17 protein-coding genes are annotated in these 19,953 nt (G+C 69.7%); 9 read left to right on the plus strand and 8 right to left on the minus strand.

What is annotated here, in order from left to right:
- Positions 1-46: 46 nt before the first annotated feature.
- Positions 47-658 carry a helix-turn-helix domain-containing protein gene (locus tag ABZ822_RS26615; protein WP_360859337.1) on the minus strand — a complete coding sequence of 204 codons (612 nt, stop codon included), beginning with the start codon at positions 656-658 and terminating at the stop codon, positions 47-49.
- Positions 659-769: 111 nt separating this feature from the next.
- Between ABZ822_RS26615 and ABZ822_RS26620 the strand changes: the two genes are divergently transcribed.
- Together ABZ822_RS26620 and ABZ822_RS26625 are read left to right on the plus strand one after the other, a co-directional pair.
- The gene (locus tag ABZ822_RS26620) at positions 770-1,204 is read left to right on the plus strand and encodes a nuclear transport factor 2 family protein (RefSeq protein ID WP_360859340.1); all 435 of its coding nucleotides are present in this window, start codon (positions 770-772) and stop codon (positions 1,202-1,204) included.
- 465 nt (positions 1,205-1,669) lie between these two features.
- Entirely contained in the window at positions 1,670-2,029 is a 360-nt protein-coding gene (locus ABZ822_RS26625) for a DUF805 domain-containing protein (protein WP_360859343.1), read from the plus strand.
- Between the two features lie 98 nt (positions 2,030-2,127).
- On the opposite strand, the gene ABZ822_RS26630 is transcribed toward ABZ822_RS26625, so the two are convergent.
- Positions 2,128-3,057, minus strand: a complete 930-nt coding sequence (locus tag ABZ822_RS26630) for an alpha/beta fold hydrolase (protein WP_360859346.1) — start codon at positions 3,055-3,057, stop codon at positions 2,128-2,130.
- Between the two features lie 250 nt (positions 3,058-3,307).
- Between ABZ822_RS26630 and ABZ822_RS26635 the strand changes: the two genes are divergently transcribed.
- Positions 3,308-3,481: a hypothetical protein gene (locus ABZ822_RS26635; protein WP_360859349.1), complete on the plus strand. Its 174-nt coding sequence runs from the start codon at positions 3,308-3,310 to the stop codon at positions 3,479-3,481.
- Between the two features lie 61 nt (positions 3,482-3,542).
- Here ABZ822_RS26635 and ABZ822_RS26640 read toward each other — a convergent pair whose 3' ends face one another.
- The gene (locus tag ABZ822_RS26640; protein WP_360859352.1) at positions 3,543-4,439 is read right to left on the minus strand and encodes a LysR family transcriptional regulator; all 897 of its coding nucleotides are present in this window, start codon (positions 4,437-4,439) and stop codon (positions 3,543-3,545) included.
- A 181-nt stretch (positions 4,440-4,620) separates the two neighbouring features.
- Here ABZ822_RS26640 and ABZ822_RS26645 point away from each other — a divergent pair, with 181 nt between their 5' ends.
- The 3 genes from ABZ822_RS26645 (at position 4,621) to ABZ822_RS26655 (ending at position 6,940) form a co-directional block, all read left to right on the plus strand.
- Positions 4,621-5,352, plus strand: a complete 732-nt coding sequence (locus ABZ822_RS26645; RefSeq protein ID WP_360859354.1) for a type 1 glutamine amidotransferase domain-containing protein — start codon at positions 4,621-4,623, stop codon at positions 5,350-5,352.
- Between the two features lie 144 nt (positions 5,353-5,496).
- Positions 5,497-6,315, plus strand: coding sequence for a methyltransferase domain-containing protein (locus ABZ822_RS26650; protein WP_360859357.1), 819 nt, complete (start codon positions 5,497-5,499; stop codon positions 6,313-6,315).
- Positions 6,316-6,466: 151 nt separating this feature from the next.
- Positions 6,467-6,940 (plus strand): carboxymuconolactone decarboxylase family protein, encoded by a 474-nt coding sequence (locus tag ABZ822_RS26655; RefSeq protein WP_360859359.1) that lies wholly within the window; start codon positions 6,467-6,469, stop codon positions 6,938-6,940.
- A 61-nt stretch (positions 6,941-7,001) separates the two neighbouring features.
- Here ABZ822_RS26655 and katG read toward each other — a convergent pair whose 3' ends face one another.
- Positions 7,002-9,233 (minus strand): catalase/peroxidase HPI, encoded by a 2,232-nt coding sequence (gene katG, locus ABZ822_RS26660; RefSeq protein ID WP_360859362.1) that lies wholly within the window; start codon positions 9,231-9,233, stop codon positions 7,002-7,004.
- 648 nt (positions 9,234-9,881) lie between these two features.
- Here katG and ABZ822_RS26665 point away from each other — a divergent pair.
- Positions 9,882-10,307, plus strand: a complete 426-nt coding sequence (locus tag ABZ822_RS26665; RefSeq protein WP_360859365.1) for a Fur family transcriptional regulator — start codon at positions 9,882-9,884, stop codon at positions 10,305-10,307.
- Positions 10,308-10,346: 39 nt separating this feature from the next.
- Here the strand turns inward: ABZ822_RS26665 and ABZ822_RS26670 are convergent, their stop codons facing one another.
- Positions 10,347-11,456 carry an aromatic ring-hydroxylating dioxygenase subunit alpha gene (locus ABZ822_RS26670; protein WP_360859368.1) on the minus strand — a complete coding sequence of 370 codons (1,110 nt, stop codon included), beginning with the start codon at positions 11,454-11,456 and terminating at the stop codon, positions 10,347-10,349.
- Positions 11,457-11,901: 445 nt separating this feature from the next.
- On the opposite strand from ABZ822_RS26670, the gene ABZ822_RS26675 reads away from it, so the two are divergent.
- Positions 11,902-14,652, plus strand: a complete 2,751-nt coding sequence (locus ABZ822_RS26675) for an AAA family ATPase (RefSeq protein WP_360859371.1) — start codon at positions 11,902-11,904, stop codon at positions 14,650-14,652.
- Between the two features lie 225 nt (positions 14,653-14,877).
- Entirely contained in the window at positions 14,878-15,342 is a 465-nt protein-coding gene (locus ABZ822_RS26680) for an ATP-binding protein (RefSeq protein ID WP_360859373.1), read from the plus strand.
- Positions 15,343-15,436: 94 nt separating this feature from the next.
- Here the strand turns inward: ABZ822_RS26680 and ABZ822_RS26685 are convergent, their stop codons facing one another.
- The 3 genes from ABZ822_RS26685 to kdpA are packed head-to-tail and all read right to left on the minus strand — an operon-like array spanning position 15,437 to position 19,946.
- Positions 15,437-16,102 (minus strand): potassium-transporting ATPase subunit C, encoded by a 666-nt coding sequence (locus ABZ822_RS26685; protein ID WP_360859376.1) that lies wholly within the window; start codon positions 16,100-16,102, stop codon positions 15,437-15,439.
- Positions 16,103-16,107: 5 nt separating this feature from the next.
- A complete protein-coding gene (gene kdpB / locus ABZ822_RS26690) occupies positions 16,108-18,237 on the minus strand; it encodes a potassium-transporting ATPase subunit KdpB (RefSeq protein WP_360859430.1) in 2,130 nt (709 codons plus the stop codon).
- A gap of 47 nt (positions 18,238-18,284) precedes the next feature.
- The gene (gene kdpA / locus ABZ822_RS26695) at positions 18,285-19,946 is read right to left on the minus strand and encodes a potassium-transporting ATPase subunit KdpA (protein WP_360859379.1); all 1,662 of its coding nucleotides are present in this window, start codon (positions 19,944-19,946) and stop codon (positions 18,285-18,287) included.
- Positions 19,947-19,953 lie beyond the last annotated feature (7 nt).

The following is a 19,953-nucleotide window of genomic DNA, read 5'->3' on the forward strand; positions in this document are numbered from 1 at the left end:
GGGCGCTCAACCAGGCACTGCGAACGTGCCGCCGCAGGGCCCGGGTTCAGGCGGAGGGCCGGCGAAGCCCCTCCATCAGGTAGATGAGGGTCTCCGCGGCTTCGGCCCGCGCCGCGGCGTGGTCAGCAGCGTGGGCGACGAGCATCGCCCCCTCGTTCAGAGCACCGAGGAGCATGTGGGCGAGCGGCCGGACGGGCCGCCGCTCCAGGATCCCGCGGTCCATCAGCTCCTCGAGGGCGCCGACGATGATGCCGAGACCGTACTTCGCGTCCAGTTCGCGCCACTCCGACCAGCCCAGCACGGAGGGCGCCTCGAGCAGGACGATCCGCTGCACGGTCCGGTCCTCGGCGCAGGCGTCGAGGAACGCCTCCACGCATGCGATCACTCCGGTCCAGAGGTCGTCATCGGTGAGCGCCGCGGTGAAGACATCGACGAGTTCGAGCTCCACCTGCTCGAACACGGCCCGGAACAGGTCTCGCTTGTCCGTGAAGTGGTGGTAGAGGGCGCCGCGGCTGACACGGGCCTTGCGGACGATCTCCTCGGTGGACACCGCGCTGAAGCCGCGCTCCGCGAACAGCTCGCGCGCCGCCTCGACCAGCGCTTCCCTGGTTGCCTCGGTCGCCTCGGCCCGTCGGCTCTTCGCTTGGGAACTCATCATCGGCACATTATCCGCAGATCTCGACGTTGACCTCACATACAACCTGTATGTACCGTGCAGGCCGTCGGCCGAACGGTCGGCCTGAGCATCGGACGAACCACTGGAGACCCCATGACCCCTCATGCCGAACGCTTCGTACAGAAGTTCACCGAGATCTGGGCGAGACCCCGGGCCGAGCGCTTCCCGGAGCTCTTCCACGAGGACGCCACCCTGCTTCACCCCGGAATGGCGAGGCCGCTGGCCAGCGACGAGATCGAGGGCTACGTGAGCACCGTGCTCGCCGGCGCCCCCGACCTCCATCTGATCCCCGAGGGCTGGGCGGCGCGCGGCGACCTCCTCTACATCGACTCGACCATCCACGCGACGGTGGCAGGACAGGCCATCTCGTGGCCAGTCGTCGACAGGATCGTGCTGCGCGGCGACCGCGCGTCGTACATCCAGGCCTACTTCGACGCGCACCAGCTGTGGGTCGCCATCGAGCCCTCGATGGCGCGGTCGCAGACGCTGGAGAGCGTCGTCGCGGAGAAGGCCGCGCTCGCCGGCTGACGTACATTCCCTGCTCGCCGGCTGACGTACGTTCCCTGGAACGGCCATGACGCGGACGGATGGGCAGCCGGGCGCGAGGCACTGACTCCGCGGGGCGGCCCGACCAACCGTGCGGGGGGGGCAGCGATCTGCCCGTAGTTCCGCCACCCGTCGTTGCCCAACTGCCGTCTCCTGGTGGAAAGGCACGGCCCGAACGGGGCCCCGTACCGAAGTATGCGTGTCGACGCACCTTCTGACGCGTCGTCACCGATTCGCGCCTCGTGGAGTGCACGCGCGCCAGTTGGTTCGCCGTCCCCCGTCAAGTGAGCGGCACCGCACCGGAGGCACCCTCAGCCGAGCCGGGGACCCCACCCCACGGCTCGTGGACGCCAGGCTCCCTCGGGGCTCGACGAGGAGCCACCAACCACCGCTGCCGCTCGTCGCACATGACCCACACCCCCCACGTCTCGAACGAAAGATCCCCCCATGCACTGGTACATCGACCCGTTCAAGAACGCCCTGAACTTCCGAGGGCGGGCGCGCCGCAAGAGTTACTGGATGTTCCACCTGCTCAGCGCGTGCGTCGGCGCTGTGGTGTATGCGGCCGACCTCGCGGCCGGCACCGGCTCCGCCCTGTTCACGATCTACTGCATCGGCCTCCTGCTGCCCCACTTTGCCCTTGCCTGCCGCCGCGTACACGACACAGGCCGTTCGGGCGCGTGGGTCTTCCTCGTGCTCCTCCCGGTCATCGGCGAACTGATCCTCCTGGTCTTCGCCGTCCAGGACAGCCAGCCCGGCCCCAACGCGTACGGGCCCAATCCCAAAGAGGTGCCCGCCCTCGCCTGATACGGACGCAGCGACGGCCGCGAAGGAGTACACGAAGGGCGCCGTGGCGACCGGCTTCCCGCTGGGCGGGGGCCGGTCGGCCACGCCCGGCGGCGGCCTCAGTCCCGGATCGCCCCCACGGCGTCGTGGAGGAACGGCAGGACGACGCGGCTGAATTCGTCGGGCACTTCCAGTTGGGGGTAGTGGCCGCAGTCGGCGAACTCGTGGGTCCTGACGTTCGGGTAGGCCCGGACGACGTCGAGGTAGTCCGCAGGAATCATGCGGTCCTTCTCGCCGGTGAGTACGAGGACGGGGGCGTTGAGGTGCGCGAGCCGCTCCCGGTAGCGGTCGACGACCTCCATGCGCTGGCCGTCGTGGCGGACGAACGCGCGGAGTGTGCCGAGGAGTCCGTGTGCCGCGCCGTCATCGGCGGAGTGCCGGAACACCGTCTCCACGAGGCCGTCCGGGACGGTCGAGTGCCGGTGTACGCACCCGAGGACCGAGCGCCTGCTGGCCGCTCGGTCAGGACGGGTGAGCGTCTCCCCGACGTACGGGACGCTGAGCGTCCGCGGACCGGGGCCGACCGCTCGGCCGAGCCCCGCCGGGCACACCAGGACGAGGCTGTGCAGGCGCTCCGGGCTCTGGATCGCGCACTCCATCGAGACTGCCCCGCCCATGGAGTTCCCCATCAGGTGCAGGCGGTCGAGACCCACGGCGTCGGCGAACCGCCAGACCGTTTCGGCGAGGAAGGCGGGCGTGTAGCGCACCGGCGGCTTGTCGCTCCTGCCGAATCCCGGAAGATCGAGGGCGAAGACGCGGTGGTGCTCCGCGAGCCGCGGCAGCGTACGCGACCAGAACTCGACGGACGCCCCGAGTGCGTGCAGCAGGACGACCGGGGTGCCGTGGTCCCCCGCCTGCCAGTAGCGGAGCCGCAGCCCGTCCAGGTCGGCGTGGAGATCCGGGTGATTCAGGTGATCCGCGTGAGCGTGCTCCGGGTGTTCCCGGAGATCGGTGCGACCAGGGCGATCGGAGGGGTCCAGATGATCCATGAGCGGAAAGCTACGGCGGTACGGCCCTGCCCTCCAGCGCCGGGAACGCCACATCCGATACGACTTCCGACAGCGGACCGGGGCCCGTGACGGTCAGTCCCGCTTGTCGCCTCGGGCGAGTTCCACGGCGACTTCGGCCAGTCCCGACTCACTGGTCCCAGCGGGCGGCCGGGGCGTCCAGCCAGGTCCGGGCGGCGGCCAGTGGTCGGACTTCGGGGGGAAGTGAACCTCAACGCCAGCCTCTCCCCCCGTGTACGCGATGCTGATCACCGCGCCCATCGGCCTCCTCCTGACGCCGGTGCTGCCCGACGGGTCGATGGCCGCCTACTGGAGCGCGGTCGTTCTCGGGGCGGTGGCCAATGCCGTGGTCATCAGCCACCTCGTCCCCCGCCGGCCACGAACGCCGCCGCGGACGCCGACCTGACCACTACCGTGTCGGCTCCGTTTCATCCATGAGGGCAAGGGCGACGCTACGACTCCCTGCGTCACCACGTACGGGCCTGCTGGAGCAGGCGGGTGCGTGCGGCCGCGATGTGAGGTGCGTCCTCCGTGCCGGAACGGCAGGCCAGGTAGAAGGTGTTGATCGGCGGGATCTCGGGCTCGAGCAGGGGCACGAGGGTGCCGCCGGCGAGCTGTTCGGTGCAGAGGTAGCGGGGCAGGACGCTGATGCCCGCTCCGGCCTCGGTGGCGGCCCGTACGGCTCTCAGGTCGGGGACGACGACGGCGGGGCTGCGCGTGAGGCGTGTGCCGAAAACGGCGTGCCAGTAGCGGCGGATGATGGGGAGGTCTTCGGCGTAGCTGATGAGCGGGATCTCGCCGAGGGCTGACGGGCCGTCGTGGGCGAGGCGTTCGGGGTCGAGCGTGGCGGCCCAGCGGGGTGCGCCGACCAGCACGAACTCCTCGTCGCCCAGCGGCGCGACGGTGAGGCCCCTGCTGCGGGGACGGATGGTGGAGACGACCAGGTCGATCCGTCCGTCGCGCAGGCCGGTGAGCAGGTCCTCGGCCAGGCCGAGGGTCACGCGGAGCTTCAGTCCCCGGTCGACCAGATCGGAGAGTGCGGGGACGACCCGGGTGCTGGTGAGTTCCGCGGGACCGGCGAGATGGAGGGGCTTGGCGAAGGGGGCGCGGCGGGTCAGGCCGCGTTCGGTGATGAGGCTGAGGGCGTCGATGTGGGGTGCGATCTGCGCCGCGAGTTCGTCGGCGACGGCCGTGGCCGTCACTCCGCGGGGCACGCGCCGGAAGAGCTGCTGCCCCAACTGTCCTTCCAGGGTGCGGATCTGGGCCGTCACGGTGGGCTGGGAGAGGCCGGCCTGGCGGGCGGCGGCGGTGAGCGAGCCGGAGCGGTAGGCGGCCAGGAAGGTCCTGAGCAGGGAGAGGTCCATGCGAGCTCCTCGCGGCCGGTCCGCCTTTCATGCCATCGGATTTCCGATGACACAGTACGGGTTTCCCCATTGGTTTCCGATGGGTTCGACAGCCTACGTTGACGGCACCGGAAGGCGCCGCAGCGATCCGCTCCGGTGATCTCTCCGCGTAGCACGCGCCTATCTCTCGCCTGGAGTTCACATGTCTGCCCCTCGCAAGGTCCTGTTCGCCCTCACCAGCCACGACACGCTGGGCGAGACCGGCAGGAAGACAGGCTTCTACCTGCCGGAGGCCGCCCACCCCTGGAAGGCGCTCACCGACGCCGGTTTCGAGGTGGACCTGGTCTCGGTCCAGGGCGGCCGGCCCCCGATGGACGGAGAGGAGCCCTCCGACGCGGCGCAGACCGACTTCCTCAAGGACCCGCGAATGGCGGCGCAGTTGGACAACACCCCGCGCCCGGAGGAGATCACCTCCGGCGACTACGAGGCGATCCTCTTCGTCGGCGGCCACGGCACGATGTGGGACTTCCCCCTCAACGCCGCTCTGACGGGTGTCGCGCGGGACATCTACGAGGCGGGCGGCGTGGTGGCCGCGGTCTGCCACGGCCCCGCGGCCCTGGTCAACCTGACGCTTTCGGACGGCACGTACCTGGTGGACGGCAAGAACGTCGCCGCATTCACGAACAGCGAGGAGGACGCGGCAGGTCTGACCGACCAGGTGCCCTTCGCGCTGCAGAGCAAGCTCGAGCAGCGCGGCGCCAAGCACACGTCGGCGCCCGACTTCCAGGCCCACGTGGTGACCGACGGCCGCCTGGTGACCGGACAGAACCCGGCATCGGCGACCGGTCTCGGCGAGGCGCTGGTCACCGTGCTCAACGCTTCCCGCGCTGCCTGGACGCACGGACTGACCGCACGCACCGACCGCACAACCTGAGCCGGCACACCGGCTGCCGTCCGGCCTCGCCCTCGGGCGGTGCGCTGGACGGCGGCCGGTGGCGGGTGTCCGCGGGGAAGCACACCCCCGTGTGCGCTCCGGCCGGGAGAGTGCACCGTCGTCCGGGCGTGACAGGATCGCTTCATGGGTCAGGACGAGGGATATCTGCTGGACAACCAGCAGGCCGAGGCAGGCACACGTTTCGACGCTCTGTCAGCTCTCTTCGACGCCTCGACGTTCCGGCACTTCGAAGGGGTCGGGATCGACGAGGGATGGCACTGCTGGGAGGCCGGGGCGGGCGGACCGGCCGTCGCCGCGTGGCTCGCCCGGCGCGTGGGGCCCCGCGGCCGCGTCCTGGCCACGGACATCGACCTCTCCTGGACCAGGGCGGCCACCACCGAGGGGATCGGCGGGGTCGAGGTGCTGCGCCACGACGTCGCGCTCGACGAACCCCCCGCCGGCCCCTTCGACCTGATCCACGCCCGCCTGCTTCTCGTCCATGTCACCGACCGCGACACCGTGCTGCGCTCCGTGGCGCGAGCGCTGCGCCCCGGCGGGTGGCTGCTGATCGAGGACGCCGACCCGGCGTTGCAGCCGCTGATCTGCCCCGACGAGTACGGCCCGGAGCAGGAACTCGCCAACCGGTTGCGCCGCGGTTTCCGCGCGCTGCTGCGGGAGCGCGGCGCCGACCTCGCGTACGGGCGTAAACTGCCGCGACTACTGCGCCAGGCCGGGCTCACGCAGGTCGAGGCCGACGCCTACTTCCCGATCACCTCACCGCAGTGCGGCGTGCTCGAGGCCGCCACCGTCCACCAGGTGCGGGACAAACTCCTCGCCGCGGGCCTGGCCACCGACGAGGAGATCGAGCGGCACCTCGCCAACATCGCGGCCGGCCGTCTCGATCTCGCCACCTCACCGATGATCTCCGCCTGGGGCCGCCGCCCCCTCGCCGACGAGTCCTGACCAGGGGCCCGCCCCCTCCCCGCTGCCGGAGGCACGGATCGCAGGCCCTGCCCGCGCTGCCGGGGCCGCAGGTCGGCGGCGGCCGTGTCACATTCCGCTGAGCCGGCCCGTCGTAAGGGGGCAAGCACCGACAACGGCAGAGGAGATCACCATGAGCGCCCGCCTGGACGCCTTCGGCAGCCCGACCCTGGGGAAGGTCTTCACCCACGTCATCGCGGCGGACAAGGTCCTCGGGGACTCGACGCTGCCGGCCGCGACGCAGGAACTGGTGAAGCTCCGCGCCAGCCAGATCAACGGGTGCGGATACTGCACCGACATGCACTTCAAGGACGCCGCGGCCGCCGGCGAAACCGCCGTACGCCTGAACCTGGTCGCCGCGTGGCGGGAAGCCACGGTCTTCACCGAAGCCGAGCGGGCCGCGCTGGAACTCACGGAGCAGGGCACCCGAATCGCCGATGCGGCCGGCGGGGTCACCGACCAGGCCTGGGCCGATGCCGCCCGGCACTACGACGAGGAGCAACTGGCCGCCCTGGTCAGCGTGATCGCCCTCATCAACGCCTTCAACCGGGCGAACGTCATGATCCAGCAGCCCGCAGGCGACTACCAGCCGGGCCAGTTCGGGTAGAGCCTCCCCAGGGAACACGTCGGGGCCGGCCCGAACACGGGCCGGCCCCGACGCCGTTGCATCAGATCAGGTCGAACCGGTCGAGGTTCATGACCTTCTCCCACGCCGCGACGAAGTCGTTCACGAACTTCTCCTTCGCGTCATCGCTCGCGTACACCTCGGCCAGCGCCCGAAGCTCGGAGTTGGAACCGAAGACGAGGTCGGCACGGGTGCCCTTCCACTTGACCTCGCCCGTGGCGGCGTCGCGCCCCTCGAAGGTGTTCGAGTCCCCGTTCACCCCGTGCCATGTGGTGCCCATGTCCAGGAGGTTGACGAAGAAGTCGTTCGTCAGCGACCCGGGGGTGGCGGTGAAGGCGCCCAGCGACGACTGCTGGTAGTTCGCGCCCAGGACGCGGAGGCCACCGACCAGGACGGTCAGCTCCGGGGCGCTCAGGGTCAGCAGGTTCGCCCGGTCCAGGAGCAGGTACTCGGCCGGAAGCCGGTTGGCCTTCCCGAGGTAGTTGCGGAACCCGTCGGCGGACGGCTCGAGCGCGGCGAAGGACTCCTCGTCCGTCTGCTCCTGCGTCGCGTCCACACGGCCCGGCGTGAAGGGAACCTCGATCGCGAACCCGGCGTCCTTGGCGGCCTTCTCCACTGCCGCGCCGCCGGCGAGCACGATCAGGTCGGCGAGCGAGATCCGCTTGCCGCCGGTCTGGGCCGAGTTGAAGCTCTCCTGGAGGCCCTCCAGCGCCCGCAGCACCGTCGCGAGGCGGTCGGGGTCGTTGACCTCCCACGAGCTCTGCGGCTCCAGGCGGATACGGGCACCGTTCGCGCCACCGCGCTTGTCACTGCCGCGGAAGGACGAGGCGGAGGCCCACGCGGTGGACACCAGCTCCGGCACCGTCAGGCCCTGGTCGAGGATCCGGCTCTTGAGGGAGGCGATGTCCCCGGCGTCGACGAGCTCGTGCGTCCGCGCCGGGAGCGGGTCCTGCCACAGCAGCGTCTCGGAGGGGACCTCGGGGCCGAGGTAGCGCGCCACCGGGCCCATGTCGCGGTGGGTCAGCTTGAACCAGGCGCGGGCGAAGGCGTCCGCGAACGCGGCCGGGTTCTCCAGGAACCGCCGCGAGATCTGCTCGTACGCCGGGTCGAACCGCAGGGAGAGGTCGGTCGTCAGCATCGTCGGGGCGTGGCTCTTCGACGCGTCGTGCGCGTCGGGGACGGTGCCCGCACCGGCGCCCTCCTTCGGACGCCACTGGTTCGCGCCGGCCGGGCTCTTGAACAGCTCCCACTCGTAGCCGAAGAGGATCTCGAAGAAGCTGTTGTCCCAGGCCGTCGGGGTGTTGGTCCAGATCCCCTCGAGGCCACTGGTGATCGCGTCGCCGCCCTTGCCGGTGCCGTGGCTGTTCCGCCAGCCGAAGCCCTGCTCCTCGATGGAGGCGGCCTCGGGGTCGGGGCCGACGGCGTCCGCCGGGCCGGCACCGTGAGTCTTGCCGAAGGTGTGGCCGCCCGCGATCAGGGCGACCGTCTCCTCGTCGTTCATCGCCATCCGGCGGAACGTCTCACGGATGTCGCGGGCCGCGGCGATCGGGTCCGGGTTGCCGTTCGGACCCTCGGGGTTGACGTAGATCAGGCCCATCTGGACCGCGCCGAGCGGGCTCTCCAGATCCCGGTCGCCGGTGTAGCGCTCGTCGTCGAGCCAGGTGGTCTCGGGGCCCCAGTAGACGTCCTCCTCGGCCTCCCAGACGTCCTCACGGCCGCCCGCGAAGCCGAAGGTGTCGAAGCCCATCGACTCCAGGGCGACGTTACCGGCGAGGATCATGAGGTCGGCCCAGGACAGGTTCTGGCCGTACTTCTTCTTGACCGGCCACAGCAGGCGGCGGGCCTTGTCGAGGTTCCCGTTGTCCGGCCAGCTGTTGAGCGGGGCGAAGCGCTGCTGACCGGCTCCGGCACCGCCGCGGCCGTCGCTGATCCGGTAGGTGCCCGCGCTGTGCCACGCCATACGGATCATGAACGGGCCGTAGTGCCCGAAGTCGGCCGGCCACCAGTCCTGCGAGGTCGTCAGCACCTCGGCGATGTCCTGCTTGACCGCCGGGAGGTCGAGGCTCTTGAACGCCTCGGCGTAGTCGAACTCCTCGCCGAGCGGGTTGGCCACCGCGGGGTTCTTCGCAAGGATCTTCAGGTTGAGCCGCTCCGGCCACCACTGGCGGTTCCCGCCGCCCTGGGTCGGGTGCGGCGCGCGCCCGTGCGCGACCGGGCAGCCACCCGCGCCCTCGTCCTTCGCGTCGGCGACGATTGCTTCATGGTTCTCGGACATGGGAACCCTTCCCGGATCAGGCGGATCACAGTGCTCAGGAACTGATGACGATGGAACAGCGGGGGCCACGGCCCCCCGGTGGACGGCCTCCGGTCCGGTCAGGAACCGACGAGCCGTCGCGGCCGGGCGGGGCGCGCTCGGGCTCTCACCGGCCCCGCGGCTGACGACCGGGACGGCGCCGTGCGACCGGCACACTCCACGGCCGCAGCGGGCACATCTCGCGGACCGGAACGTGACCGGCTCGCTACAGCACAGGGGCCGCACCGCCGCGGTGCGCGGGTGGCGAGCCCCGCGAACGGCGTGGAGGCGAGGCGAGCCCCGCGATCACGCATCCCCGGAGCCTGCCGCCCGAGCGCCGGTGCGGTCAGCGTCCCGGACGGCCCGCAGCAGCGCGGCGCCGGCGGCCTTCGCCGCCCTCGCGCCGCGTGTCTCCACGGCGGTGATCCCGTCACAGTCCGTCCTCCGAGGTGCTGGAGTCCCTGTCCCTTGGTTATTGCCGGAACCGATCCTACGATGGACTCAGTCCAGGTCAAGAAGAACGCCAGACCCGTATCCGATCGGAACTCGGACTTCAACCGGTAAACTCCGGGAACCTCGCCGGACCTCCGGTGCCAACACTGCCCACCGAGCCTGAATGGTGAAACCGACATGAGTGACCTGCTGCTCCGGCTGCGAGAGCGAGGCTGGCGAGTGACCTCCCAGCGGCGAGTCGTGGCTGAGGTCCTCGACGGCGACCATGTGCACCTCACGGCCGACGAGGTGCATGCGCGCGCGACCCAGCGTCTGCCCGAGATCTCCCGCGGGACGGTCTACAACATCCTGGGGGAGCTGGTGGGTCTCGGTGAGGTCATAGAGGTCTCGACCGACGGGCGCGCCAAGCGCTACGACCCCAACGCGCACCGCCCGCACCAGCACCTGGTGTGCTCCCGGTGCGGCACCATCCGCGACGTGCACCCGACCGGCGACCCGCTGGCCGACCTCCCGGCGGACGAGCGCTACGGGTTCACGGTGTCCGAGGTCGTCGAGGTCACCTACCGCGGCGTCTGCCCGAACTGCGCCCGGCCGAGCCCCTGACCCCGGCTCCGGCCGTCGCCCATGGTGCGGGGGTGACCGTCACCGGGGTCCGGCGTCGACGCCGTCGCGCATCTGCTGGTAGCGGAGGTCGAACGCGTAGACCTCCGCGTCCTTCTCGGGGTAGATCCCGTGCGTGAAGGCCCGCGACATGACGCCCTTCTGGGCGCGCTCGCACACGGCGTTGTCCTGCTGGGCCACGAGTTCGTTGAAGCGGACGACGGGCGCGGGGTCGAAGCCCTCGCTGCTGACGCTGTCGGGATGGAACAGGTAGTCCGTCACGATTCTGCTGCTGGTGGGGCCGGTCGGCTGGATCGTGCTGGCGATGGCCTCGCATCCGCTGACGTCCAGGAACATGGCGGGGAACACCAGGGCGCCGAAGTACGAGGCTGACGCGTCCTCCGTCATCCCGGGAATCGGCAGGAGCTTCGACTCGGGCTCATCGGCCACACTGTTCCGCCCGGCGGCCAGGGAGACGCCTCCGTCGTCCCTGCCTTCTTCGAAGACGGACCCTGAGCGGAAGGCCGGCACGAGATCCACGAGTTCCGGGTGCACGGTGGGGCAGTGAAGGCACTCGTTGTAATTGGCGACCAGGATCTTCCAGTTGGCCTGCACGTCGTGCGTCGTCCGGAATCCCCGCCGGAGGACGGCCAGGTCGAACCGTTCGAGATCGAGGACTCCGTCACTCTTGGCCAGTTCAGAACGCAGTGAGGCGGGCTCGCCCTTGTCGAGATTGACGAAGACGAAGCCGTTCCACTGGTCGATATGGACCGGCCACAGCCCGTACTCGTCCCGCACGACTTCACTCCGGTCGACGTTCGGAGTTCCCCGCAGCCGGCCGTCGAGCGTGTAGGTCCAGGCGTGGTAGGGACAGCTGAAGGCCGACCGCACACGGCCGGACTCGCCGTCGCAGAGCCTCGATCCCCGGTGACGGCACACGTTGTAGAAGGCCTGGAGCGCGCCGTTCGCGTCCCGGGTGATGAGGACGCTCTCCCCCGCGACGTCGGCGGTGATCCACTGCCCGGTTTCGAGCAGATCTTCCGTGCGCCCGACACAGATCCAGGACCTGAAGAAGATGGACTCGCGGTCGAGTTGAAAGATCGCCGGGTCGTGGTAGTCGGTCCCCGCCAGGGTCGGACGCACTGTGTTCACCCCTACTCTCGGCCCTCCGGAATCCCCCGGAACGGGCCGTCGCGCCACACGCCCGAGAGATTGACTAACTGATCAGTCAGCAAACCTCGGGGTGTCGCCGTTTGTCAAGAGGAAGCACAGGACGGCCGGTTGACGCGCCCATGAGATCCAGGGGCCTCCGGTCCTGCGGTCACCCCTCTGCCACCTCCGATGCGAGCGACTCGAGGTGAACTGCGGCCGGGCCGCGCGAAACGGAATTCATGCCACGCGTCATGTAAAATGGCATGGAGAATACGACACGCATGCCCCCGCCGTGCCCATTCCGGCCCGGAACGGTAATCCGGAGATCTCGCGATTCTCCGGACACCTTTTCCCGGACATCACTCCGCGACCGGCACCGCAAAGGCGCCGTACACCAGCGGCGAGGTGGACCTCCGTACGTGGCTGCCGCGCCCAGGAGCGCTGTATGGAAGATCAGAGAGCCTCCCCTTTCATAGGCCGAACCCGTGAACTGGCACGCATGTTCACGGCGTTGGAAGAGGCTCGGGACCGGGGGATCCGGATCGTGTTCGTCTCGGGACCGGCCGGTGCCGGTAAGAGCGCCCTCACGGAACGGTTCCTGTCCTCGCTGAGCGACAGCTCGGAGGTTTCCCTCCATGGCATGCCCGGGGAGAAGAAGTTTCCCTTCGCTGCCGCACACCGACTGCTCGCGTCATTGGATTCCACGGGCGGGCGCACACACCTCAGCTCGCTCGACGAACTCCGCGACATGTCGGTCATGGAGATCGGCGGGAAGCTGATCAAAGCTCTGGACGACGCCAGAACGACGGACGCACCTTTGGTTCTCGTCATCGAGGACGCCGAACTTCTCGACACCGATTCCCTGCACGTTCTGGGATTCACGTTTCTCCGGCTGTGGGCCGATCCGATTCTCGTGGTCGTGAACACCGAGAACGCCTCCTCCACCCGCAAAGGCATGGGGCTGACCCCGCACAACGAACGCTTCACGGAAATATCTCTCGGCGGATTCACCACGCCGGAAGCCGAGGAATTCATCAAGACACACGGGGCCGACATTCCCTCCGCTTCCCGTATGGCGAACCTCATGGACTGGACCGGCGGAAATCCGCTGTACATCCGCGCGGTCCTCGGAGCCCGCTCCGGCTCCCACGTGCCGGAGGATCCCTCGCTGATCGAGATACCCCGCACGCTGGCGGATGCGGTGGACCGGTGGACCTCGGCCTTTCCTCCGACGGGCCGGCGCGCGCTGCAGTACCTCGCCGTCCTCAATTCCTCGGCGAACATCCCGTTTCTCCGCCAGCTCATCGATTCCGATCGTCTGACCGAGGAAGTCGAGCCACTCATCGATTCCGGCGCCGCCGAATGGGACAGGACCGCGGGTGTACCTCGCCTTCGGCTCGTGCACAAGGGGCAGAGAGACGCCCTGTACTCCGCGATCCCCCCGTCGGAACGACGGCACATGCACCGGCGTATCGCGGAGTTTCTCGAGCCGCCCGCGAAGTGGCGGCACAGCATCGCGGCGGCCGATGCGTACGACGGCGAGCTGGCGGAGACACTGCGGGGAGCGTCCGCCGCGGAGCTGAAGGGCGGAAACCTCCCCCTCGCGGCCGAACTCTCCCTCGGCGTCGCCGAGATGGACCCCGACAGCCAGGGGCGCCCCGCCGCCCTGCTGAACGCCGTACGCCTGCTGGTGATCAGCGGCCAGTACCACCGCGCGCTGTACTACCGGGACGACGTGCTCGACACCCCCGCCTCGCCGTTCAAGGACGAGGTGCTGGGGCTGCTGTTCTTCGCGGAAGGCATGGATGCCACCGCCCGCCACCACCTCCAGCTCGCAGTGGACGGATACGACGCGGCCGGGGCGCAGTCCGACGCGGCGTACGCGGCGGCTTCACTGGCGGGGGTCCAGGCTTCGCTGGGCTTGGGGGAGGCCAGCCTCGCGTCCGCGACCTTCGCCCTGGCCCACCACCCCCGGTCGCTGGTCTCGGGAACGGCGAAAGCCGCGGCGGCGCACGGTCGTGCCCTCATGGACGGCTCGTCCGCGGGGCTGGAGGAGCTGGCCGGGCTTCCGGAGAACCCGGTCGAGGTCGAGAACATCGAGATCGAGGCGCTGACGCACCGCGGGTTCCTGCGCGGTCTCTCCGGCCGTCTCAGCGAGGCGGTCTCCGATCTGTCGGTGGTCACGCGGCGAAGGCCGGTGGGAGCCGCGCGGGGCAACGTCGCCGTGGCGCATGTGCACAAGACGTGGTGCCTGTTCCTGCTCGGCGAGTGGAACGAGGCCCGGCGCGAGGTCTCCCTGGCGTTCGACGTCGCCCGCACCACGGGCCGTCCGGTGGAGTTCAGCTCCCTGCACTGTTTGTCGGCCCTTCTCCACGCGGCCCAGGGGCACTGGGACGCGGCAGGTGTCGACCTCGCCGAATCGCAGCACTCGACACGGGTCTTCGACTTCTCCGGTCCCGAGTTCCACCGGACCATGACGTCCGCCTTCATCGAGCACGCCCGGGGAAACCAGCAGCGCGTCGCCCAGCTGACGAAGAAGGCGGACGGCGAGCTGGCGAATGCGACCCGCTCGGGGCTCTACGCGGTGTGGTACCTGCCGTTCCTCGGCTCCGCGTGCGCGTCGATCGGTGACCGGGACTCGGCCGAGGAGGCACTGGCCCGGCTGAGCGGCAGCGGCTCCTCCGGAGCCCTGCGAAACGTCGCGGTCCACTGGGTGCGGGGAGAGATCCTGGCAGCGGACGGCGATGCCGAAGCAGCCGTCCAGGAGTTCCGGTCCGGACTCACCCATCCCCCGGACGGTGACGATCCCGTCTTCCACCGAGCCCTCACCGGTCTCGCGCTCGGACGCGTACTGATGCAGTCCGGCCGCTCGGACGAGGGACGGGATCGTCTGCGCGCCACCGCGCGGGTCTTCTCCGACCTGGAAGCGGTGCCCTATGTGCAGATGTGCCTGGACCTGCTCGAGGATCCGGAGCTCTCCGCTGCGGCCGACCGGGCCGCACGCTTCTGGAACTTCCTCACCGCCCGCGAGCAGGACGTGGCGCGACTGGTCGGCCAGGGCTGGACGAACCGGGAGATCGCCGAGGAGCTGTACGTCAGCGCGAAGACGGTCGAATACCACCTGAGCAACATCTACACGAAGTCCGGCATAGCCAACCGGCGGGAACTGCGCGACCTGGTGCAGAGCCTCGCGTGACACTCGCGAACCGCGGGCGCCGCTCACGCGGCGCCGCCCCTCGCCCGTATGCCGGTCCCCCGCCAGTCCGGTCGGCATGCCGCACTGGGGGGTTTCCCTGATCCGTTCACCGCGGAATGCGGGCGACAGTGGTCGGGACAGCACACGTTCCGACGCGTACGCAGGGCGGAAAGGAGCAGGCCCATGTCGCCCCCACGGCCGCCGGCCCCGTACACATCCTGCTGCATGGATCTCGCACTGCGGCGTGACCCGGTGCGCCATGCGCGGAACACGGTGCGCCGCCACCTGGCCGCGGTCGGTCTGACCGCCGACGGCGGACCGGTGGTCAAGGAGCTGATCGACGCCGCCGCGCTGATCGCCGGTGAGCTGGTGAGCAACGCGTGCCGTCACACCCTGGGCCCCGAGGCCATGCGCCTGACGTGGGACAGCACCTGCCTCGTCCTCGACATCGACGACCCGAGTCCCCTGGCGCCCGTACTGGTGCCGGAGGACCTGCGCGGCGAGCGCGGCGGCTTCGGCCTGCAGATAGTCGAGAGCCTGGCCGAGTGGTGGTGCGTCGTTCCGCGTGTCGAGGGGAAGACGGTCCGCGTCTGCATCGGCCATCCGCAGCTTCGCGTACCGCTCGGGCCGCCGTCCCGCTACCGATCGGGCTCCCCCTCCTGCCCGGTGATGAGCAGGACACCGGCGTGAGCCGTGCCGAGCCCGGCCGTACGGGGGCATGGGGCTGGAGCCGCCGGCTCGGGTGCTCCCCGGCCGACGGCTCCCGCCTCAGCCCCCGGGATGGTCAGCCCCTGACCAAGTCCCTGAGAGCGACGTTGAGTTGAAGGACGTTGACCCGGGGCTCCCCCATGAAGCCGAGAGTGCGTCCTGTGGTGTGGTCGTCCACGAGCTTCCGGACCTCCGCGACGGCGAGCCCGTTCTTCTCGGCGACGCGGTGGACCTGGAGCTCCGCGTACTGCGGGGAGATGTCGGGGTCCAGGCCGGAACCGGATGAGGTCACGGCGTCGGCCGGTACGTCCCGCGGCCTGACCGTGAAGTCCGCGGTCGAGTTGTCCTTGACCACGGCCGCCTTGGCGTCCTTCACCCACTGGATCAGTTCGGTGTCGTCGCCGGACCGGTTGGTGGCACCGGAGAGGATGAGCTTGTACCGGGTGTTGACGCTGTTGGTGCCCAGGCCGCCCGAGGGCCGCGGCTGGAACCACTTCAGGTCCGGTGCCGGGGTGTCCTCGCCCTTCTTCAGGGGCAGGTCGTACCGCTGCCCGACCAGCGTGGAGCCCACGACCTTTCCGCCGCTCTTGGCCTCCGAGCCGTTGGCCTGGGGGTGGAAGAGGGCCTGCGCCACACCGGTGACGAGGAGCGGATAGATCACGCCGCAGACCAGGGTGAGGACGAGGAGGGTACGGAGTCCCGCCCCGAGGACCCGGGCCGCGTTCCCGATGGAGTTGTTCATCACGATCAGCCGATTCCGGGGATGAGGGAGATGAGCAGGTCGATGAGTTTGATGCCGATGAACGGGGCGATCAGGCCGCCGAGTCCGTAGACCGCGAGATTGCGGCGGAGCATCCGGTCGGCGCTCATCGGCCGGTACCGCACGCCCCTCAGAGCCAGTGGTACGAGGGCGACGATGATCAGCGCGTTGAAGATCACCGCGGAGAGGATCGCGGACTCCGGCGAGGTCAGGCCCATGATGTTGAGCTTGTCCAGGCCCGGGTAGGCCACCGCGAACATCGCCGGGATGATCGCGAAGTACTTGGCGACGTCGTTGGCGATCGAGAAGGTGGTCAACGCGCCCCGGGTGATGAGGAGTTGCTTGCCGATCTCGACGATCTCGATGAGCTTGGTCGGGTCGGAGTCCAGGTCCACCATGTTCCCGGCCTCCTTGGCGGCCGAGGTGCCGGTGTTCATGGCCACGCCGACGTCGGCCTGGGCCAGCGCCGGGGCGTCGTTCGTCCCGTCGCCGGTCATCGCGACGAGCCGCCCACCGGCCTGTTCGCGCTTGATGAGCGCCATCTTGTCCTCGGGCGTGGCCTCCGCGAGGAAGTCGTCGACACCGGCCTCCTCGGCGATGGCCTTGGCGGTGAGCGGGTTGTCCCCTGTGATCATCACCGTGCGTATGCCCATACGGCGCAGCTCGTCGAACCGCTCGCGCATGCCGTCCTTGACGACGTCCTTGAGGTGGATGACGCCGAGCACCCGCGCTCCCTGGTCGTCCTCGGCGGCCACCAACAGCGGGGTTCCGCCTGCCTCGGAGATCCGGCTCGCAAGCGCGTCGGCGTCGTCGGCGACGGTGCCGCCGCGCTCCGTCACCCAGGCGATGACCGAAGCCGCCGCGCCCTTGCGGACCTTGCGCCCGTCGACGTCCACACCGGACATACGGGTCTGCGCGGTGAACGGGATCCAGTCGGCGTGCGCGAGTTCGCCCTCGTGGCGTTCGCGCAGGCCGTACTTCTGCTTGGCGAGCACGACCACGGAGCGGCCCTCGGGCGTCTCGTCGGCCAGTGACGACAGCTGTGCGGCGTCGGCCAGTTCGGCGGCCGTCGTGTCCTGGACGGGGACGAATTCGGCGGCCTGACGGTTGCCGAGCGTGATGGTCCCGGTCTTGTCGAGCAGAAGCGTCGAGACGTCGCCCGCGGCTTCGACTGCGCGGCCGGACATGGCCAGGACGTTGCGCTGGACGAGCCGGTCCATGCCCGCGATGCCGATGGCGGAGAGCAGCGCGCCGATGGTGGTCGGGATGAGGCAGACCAGGAGCGCCGTCAGGACGACGAGGGAGGTCTGCCCGTCGGCGCCCGCATGGATCGCGAACGGCTTGAGGGTGACCACGGCGAGCAGGAAGACGATGGTCAGCGAGGCGAGCAGGATGTTCAGCGCGATCTCGTTGGGGGTCTTCTGCCGGGCCGCGCCTTCGACGAGGCCGATCATCCGGTCGATGAAGGTCTCGCCGGGCTTCGTCGTGATCGTGACGACGATCCGGTCGGACAGCACCTTCGTACCTCCCGTGACCGCGGACCGGTCGCCGCCGGACTCCCGGATGACCGGGGCCGACTCGCCGGTGATGGCCGACTCGTCCACGCTCGCGACGCCTTCGACGACGTCTCCGTCGCCAGGGATGATGTCGCCCGCCTCGCAGACGACGAGGTCACCGATGCGCAGATCCGTACCCGGTACGCGCTCCTCGGCTCGTCCGTCCGCGGTGAGACGGCGGGCGACGGTGTCCGTCTTGGCCTTGCGCAGGGTGTCGGCCTGCGCCTTGCCACGGCCTTCGGCGACCGCCTCGGCCAGGTTGGCGAAGCCGACCGTCAGCCACAGCCAGGCCGTGATGGCCCAGCCGAACCAGTTCCCGGGGTCCTTCAGGGCGAGCACGGTGGTCGCGACGGATCCGACCAGGACCACGAACATGACCGGGGACGAGACCATCACGCGGGGGTCGAGCTTGCGCAGGGCGTCCGGCAGCGACGTGACCAGTTGCCGTGCGTCGAAGACGCCGGCGCCGACGCGGCCGGGCCCGGTCGTGCTGCCGCTGGGCACGTCGCGGTGCGGTGCCCTGGAAGGTGTGGACGTGGACGTCGGTGTGGGAGTGGACATGGAGTCCTCGGACTTCTTCCGGTGGGTCGTCTTCGTGTCGGCGGTCGTCACGACAGCCCCTCCGCCATGGGCCCGAGAGCCAGTGCCGGGAAGTAGGTGAGACCGGTGATGATGAGGATCGTGCCGACGAGCAGGCCCGTGAAGAGGGGCTTCTCGGTGCGCAGGGTGCCTGCCGTCTCCGGGACCGGCTTCTGCTCGGCCAGCGAGCCGGCCAGCGCCAGGACGAAGACGATCGGGACGAAGCGGCCGAGCAGCATCGCCAGACCGATGGTGGTGTTGAACCACTGGGTGTCGGCGTTCAGGCCCGCGAAGGCCGAACCGTTGTTGTTGGCGCCCGAGGTGTACGCGTAGAGGATCTCGGAGAAGCCGTGCGCGCCCGAGTTCGTCATCGAGTTCGCCGGGGTGGGCAGGGCCATGGCCGCGGCGGTGAAGCACAGCACCAGCGCCGGGGTGACCAGGATGTAGAGGGCGGCGAGCTTGATCTCGCGCGTGCCGATCTTCTTGCCCAGGTACTCGGGGGTGCGGCCGACCATGAGGCCCGCGATGAACACGGCCAGGATCGCCATGATCAGGATTCCGTAGAGGCCGGATCCGACACCACCGGGCGCGATCTCGCCCAGCATCATCCCGAGCATCGTGATCCCGCCGCCCAGGCCGGTGAATGAGGAGTGGAACGCGTCCACGGCGCCGGTCGAGGTGAGCGTGGTCGACACCGCGAAGATCGACGAGGCACCGATGCCGAAGCGCTGCTCCTTGCCCTCCATCGCGCCGCCGGCGATGTCGAAGGCGGCCCCGTGGTGGGCGAACTCCGTCCACCACATCAGCAGGACGAATCCGATCCAGATCGTCGCCATCGTGGCGAGGATCGCGTAGCCCTGCTTGATGCTGCCGACCATGCGGCCGAAGGTGCGCGTCAGGGCGAACGGGATCAGCAGGATGAGGAAGATCTCGAAGAGGTTGGAGAACGGGGTGGGGTTCTCGAACGGGTGGGCCGAGTTGGCGTTGAAGTAGCCGCCGCCGTTGGTGCCCAGCTCCTTGATCGCTTCCTGCGAGGCCACGGCTCCGCCGTTCCACTGCTGCGAGCCGCCCATGAACTGGCCGACCTCGTGGATCCCGGAGAAGTTCTGGATCGCGCCGCAGGCGACCAGCACGATCGCGGCGATCACGGAGAGGGGCAGCAGGATGCGGACCGTACCGCGCACCAGATCGGCCCAGAAGTTGCCCAGCTCACCGGTACGGGACCGGGCGAAGCCGCGGACGAGCGCGACGGCGACGGCCATGCCGACGGCGGCGGAGAGGAAGTTCTGCACCGCCAGGCCGCCCGTCTGGACGAGGTGCCCCATGGCCTGCTCGCCGTAGTACGACTGCCAGTTGGTGTTGGTGACGAAGGAGGCGGCGGTGTTGAACGCCTGGTCCGGGTCGATGGACGCGAAGCCGAGCGAACCCGGCAGGCTGCCCTGGAGGCGCTGCAGCAGGTAGAGGAGGAGGACACCGGCCAGGGAGAAGGCCAGGACGCCGCGCAGGTACGCGGGCCAGCGCATCTCGGTGGCCGGATCGGCGCCGATGGCCTTGTAGATCCACTTCTCCACGCGAAGGTGCTTCGTGGAGCCGTAGACACCGGCCATGTGGTCGCCGAGCGGGCGGTACGCCAGGGCCAGCGCGGTGATGAGCGCGAGCAGCTGGAGCACACCGGCGAGGAAGGGGCTCATATCCGTG

The sequence above is a fragment of the Streptomyces sp. NPDC047108 genome, assembly GCF_040643575.1.
Classification (GTDB): Bacteria; Actinomycetota; Actinomycetes; order Streptomycetales; family Streptomycetaceae; genus Streptomyces.

What these genes read in the sequence shown, in the direction of transcription:
- kdpB (WP_360859430.1), bottom strand. Translation starts at nt 18,237, where the DNA reads ATGTCCACTCCCACACCGACGTCCACGTCCACACCTTCCAGGGCACCG.
- ABZ822_RS26625 (WP_360859343.1), top strand. Translation starts at nt 1,670, where the DNA reads ATGCACTGGTACATCGACCCGTTCAAGAACGCCCTGAACTTCCGAGGG.
- ABZ822_RS26615 (WP_360859337.1), bottom strand. Translation starts at nt 658, where the DNA reads ATGATGAGTTCCCAAGCGAAGAGCCGACGGGCCGAGGCGACCGAGGCA.
- ABZ822_RS26665 (WP_360859365.1), top strand. Translation starts at nt 9,882, where the DNA reads ATGAGTGACCTGCTGCTCCGGCTGCGAGAGCGAGGCTGGCGAGTGACC.
- ABZ822_RS26680 (WP_360859373.1), top strand. Translation starts at nt 14,878, where the DNA reads ATGGATCTCGCACTGCGGCGTGACCCGGTGCGCCATGCGCGGAACACG.
- ABZ822_RS26645 (WP_360859354.1), top strand. Translation starts at nt 4,621, where the DNA reads ATGTCTGCCCCTCGCAAGGTCCTGTTCGCCCTCACCAGCCACGACACG.
- ABZ822_RS26655 (WP_360859359.1), top strand. Translation starts at nt 6,467, where the DNA reads ATGAGCGCCCGCCTGGACGCCTTCGGCAGCCCGACCCTGGGGAAGGTC.
- kdpA (WP_360859379.1), bottom strand. Translation starts at nt 19,946, where the DNA reads ATGAGCCCCTTCCTCGCCGGTGTGCTCCAGCTGCTCGCGCTCATCACC.
- katG (WP_360859362.1), bottom strand. Translation starts at nt 9,233, where the DNA reads ATGTCCGAGAACCATGAAGCAATCGTCGCCGACGCGAAGGACGAGGGC.
- ABZ822_RS26650 (WP_360859357.1), top strand. Translation starts at nt 5,497, where the DNA reads ATGGGTCAGGACGAGGGATATCTGCTGGACAACCAGCAGGCCGAGGCA.
- ABZ822_RS26630 (WP_360859346.1), bottom strand. Translation starts at nt 3,057, where the DNA reads ATGGATCATCTGGACCCCTCCGATCGCCCTGGTCGCACCGATCTCCGG.
- ABZ822_RS26685 (WP_360859376.1), bottom strand. Translation starts at nt 16,102, where the DNA reads ATGAACAACTCCATCGGGAACGCGGCCCGGGTCCTCGGGGCGGGACTC.
- ABZ822_RS26620 (WP_360859340.1), top strand. Translation starts at nt 770, where the DNA reads ATGACCCCTCATGCCGAACGCTTCGTACAGAAGTTCACCGAGATCTGG.
- ABZ822_RS26675 (WP_360859371.1), top strand. Translation starts at nt 11,902, where the DNA reads ATGGAAGATCAGAGAGCCTCCCCTTTCATAGGCCGAACCCGTGAACTG.
- ABZ822_RS26640 (WP_360859352.1), bottom strand. Translation starts at nt 4,439, where the DNA reads ATGGACCTCTCCCTGCTCAGGACCTTCCTGGCCGCCTACCGCTCCGGC.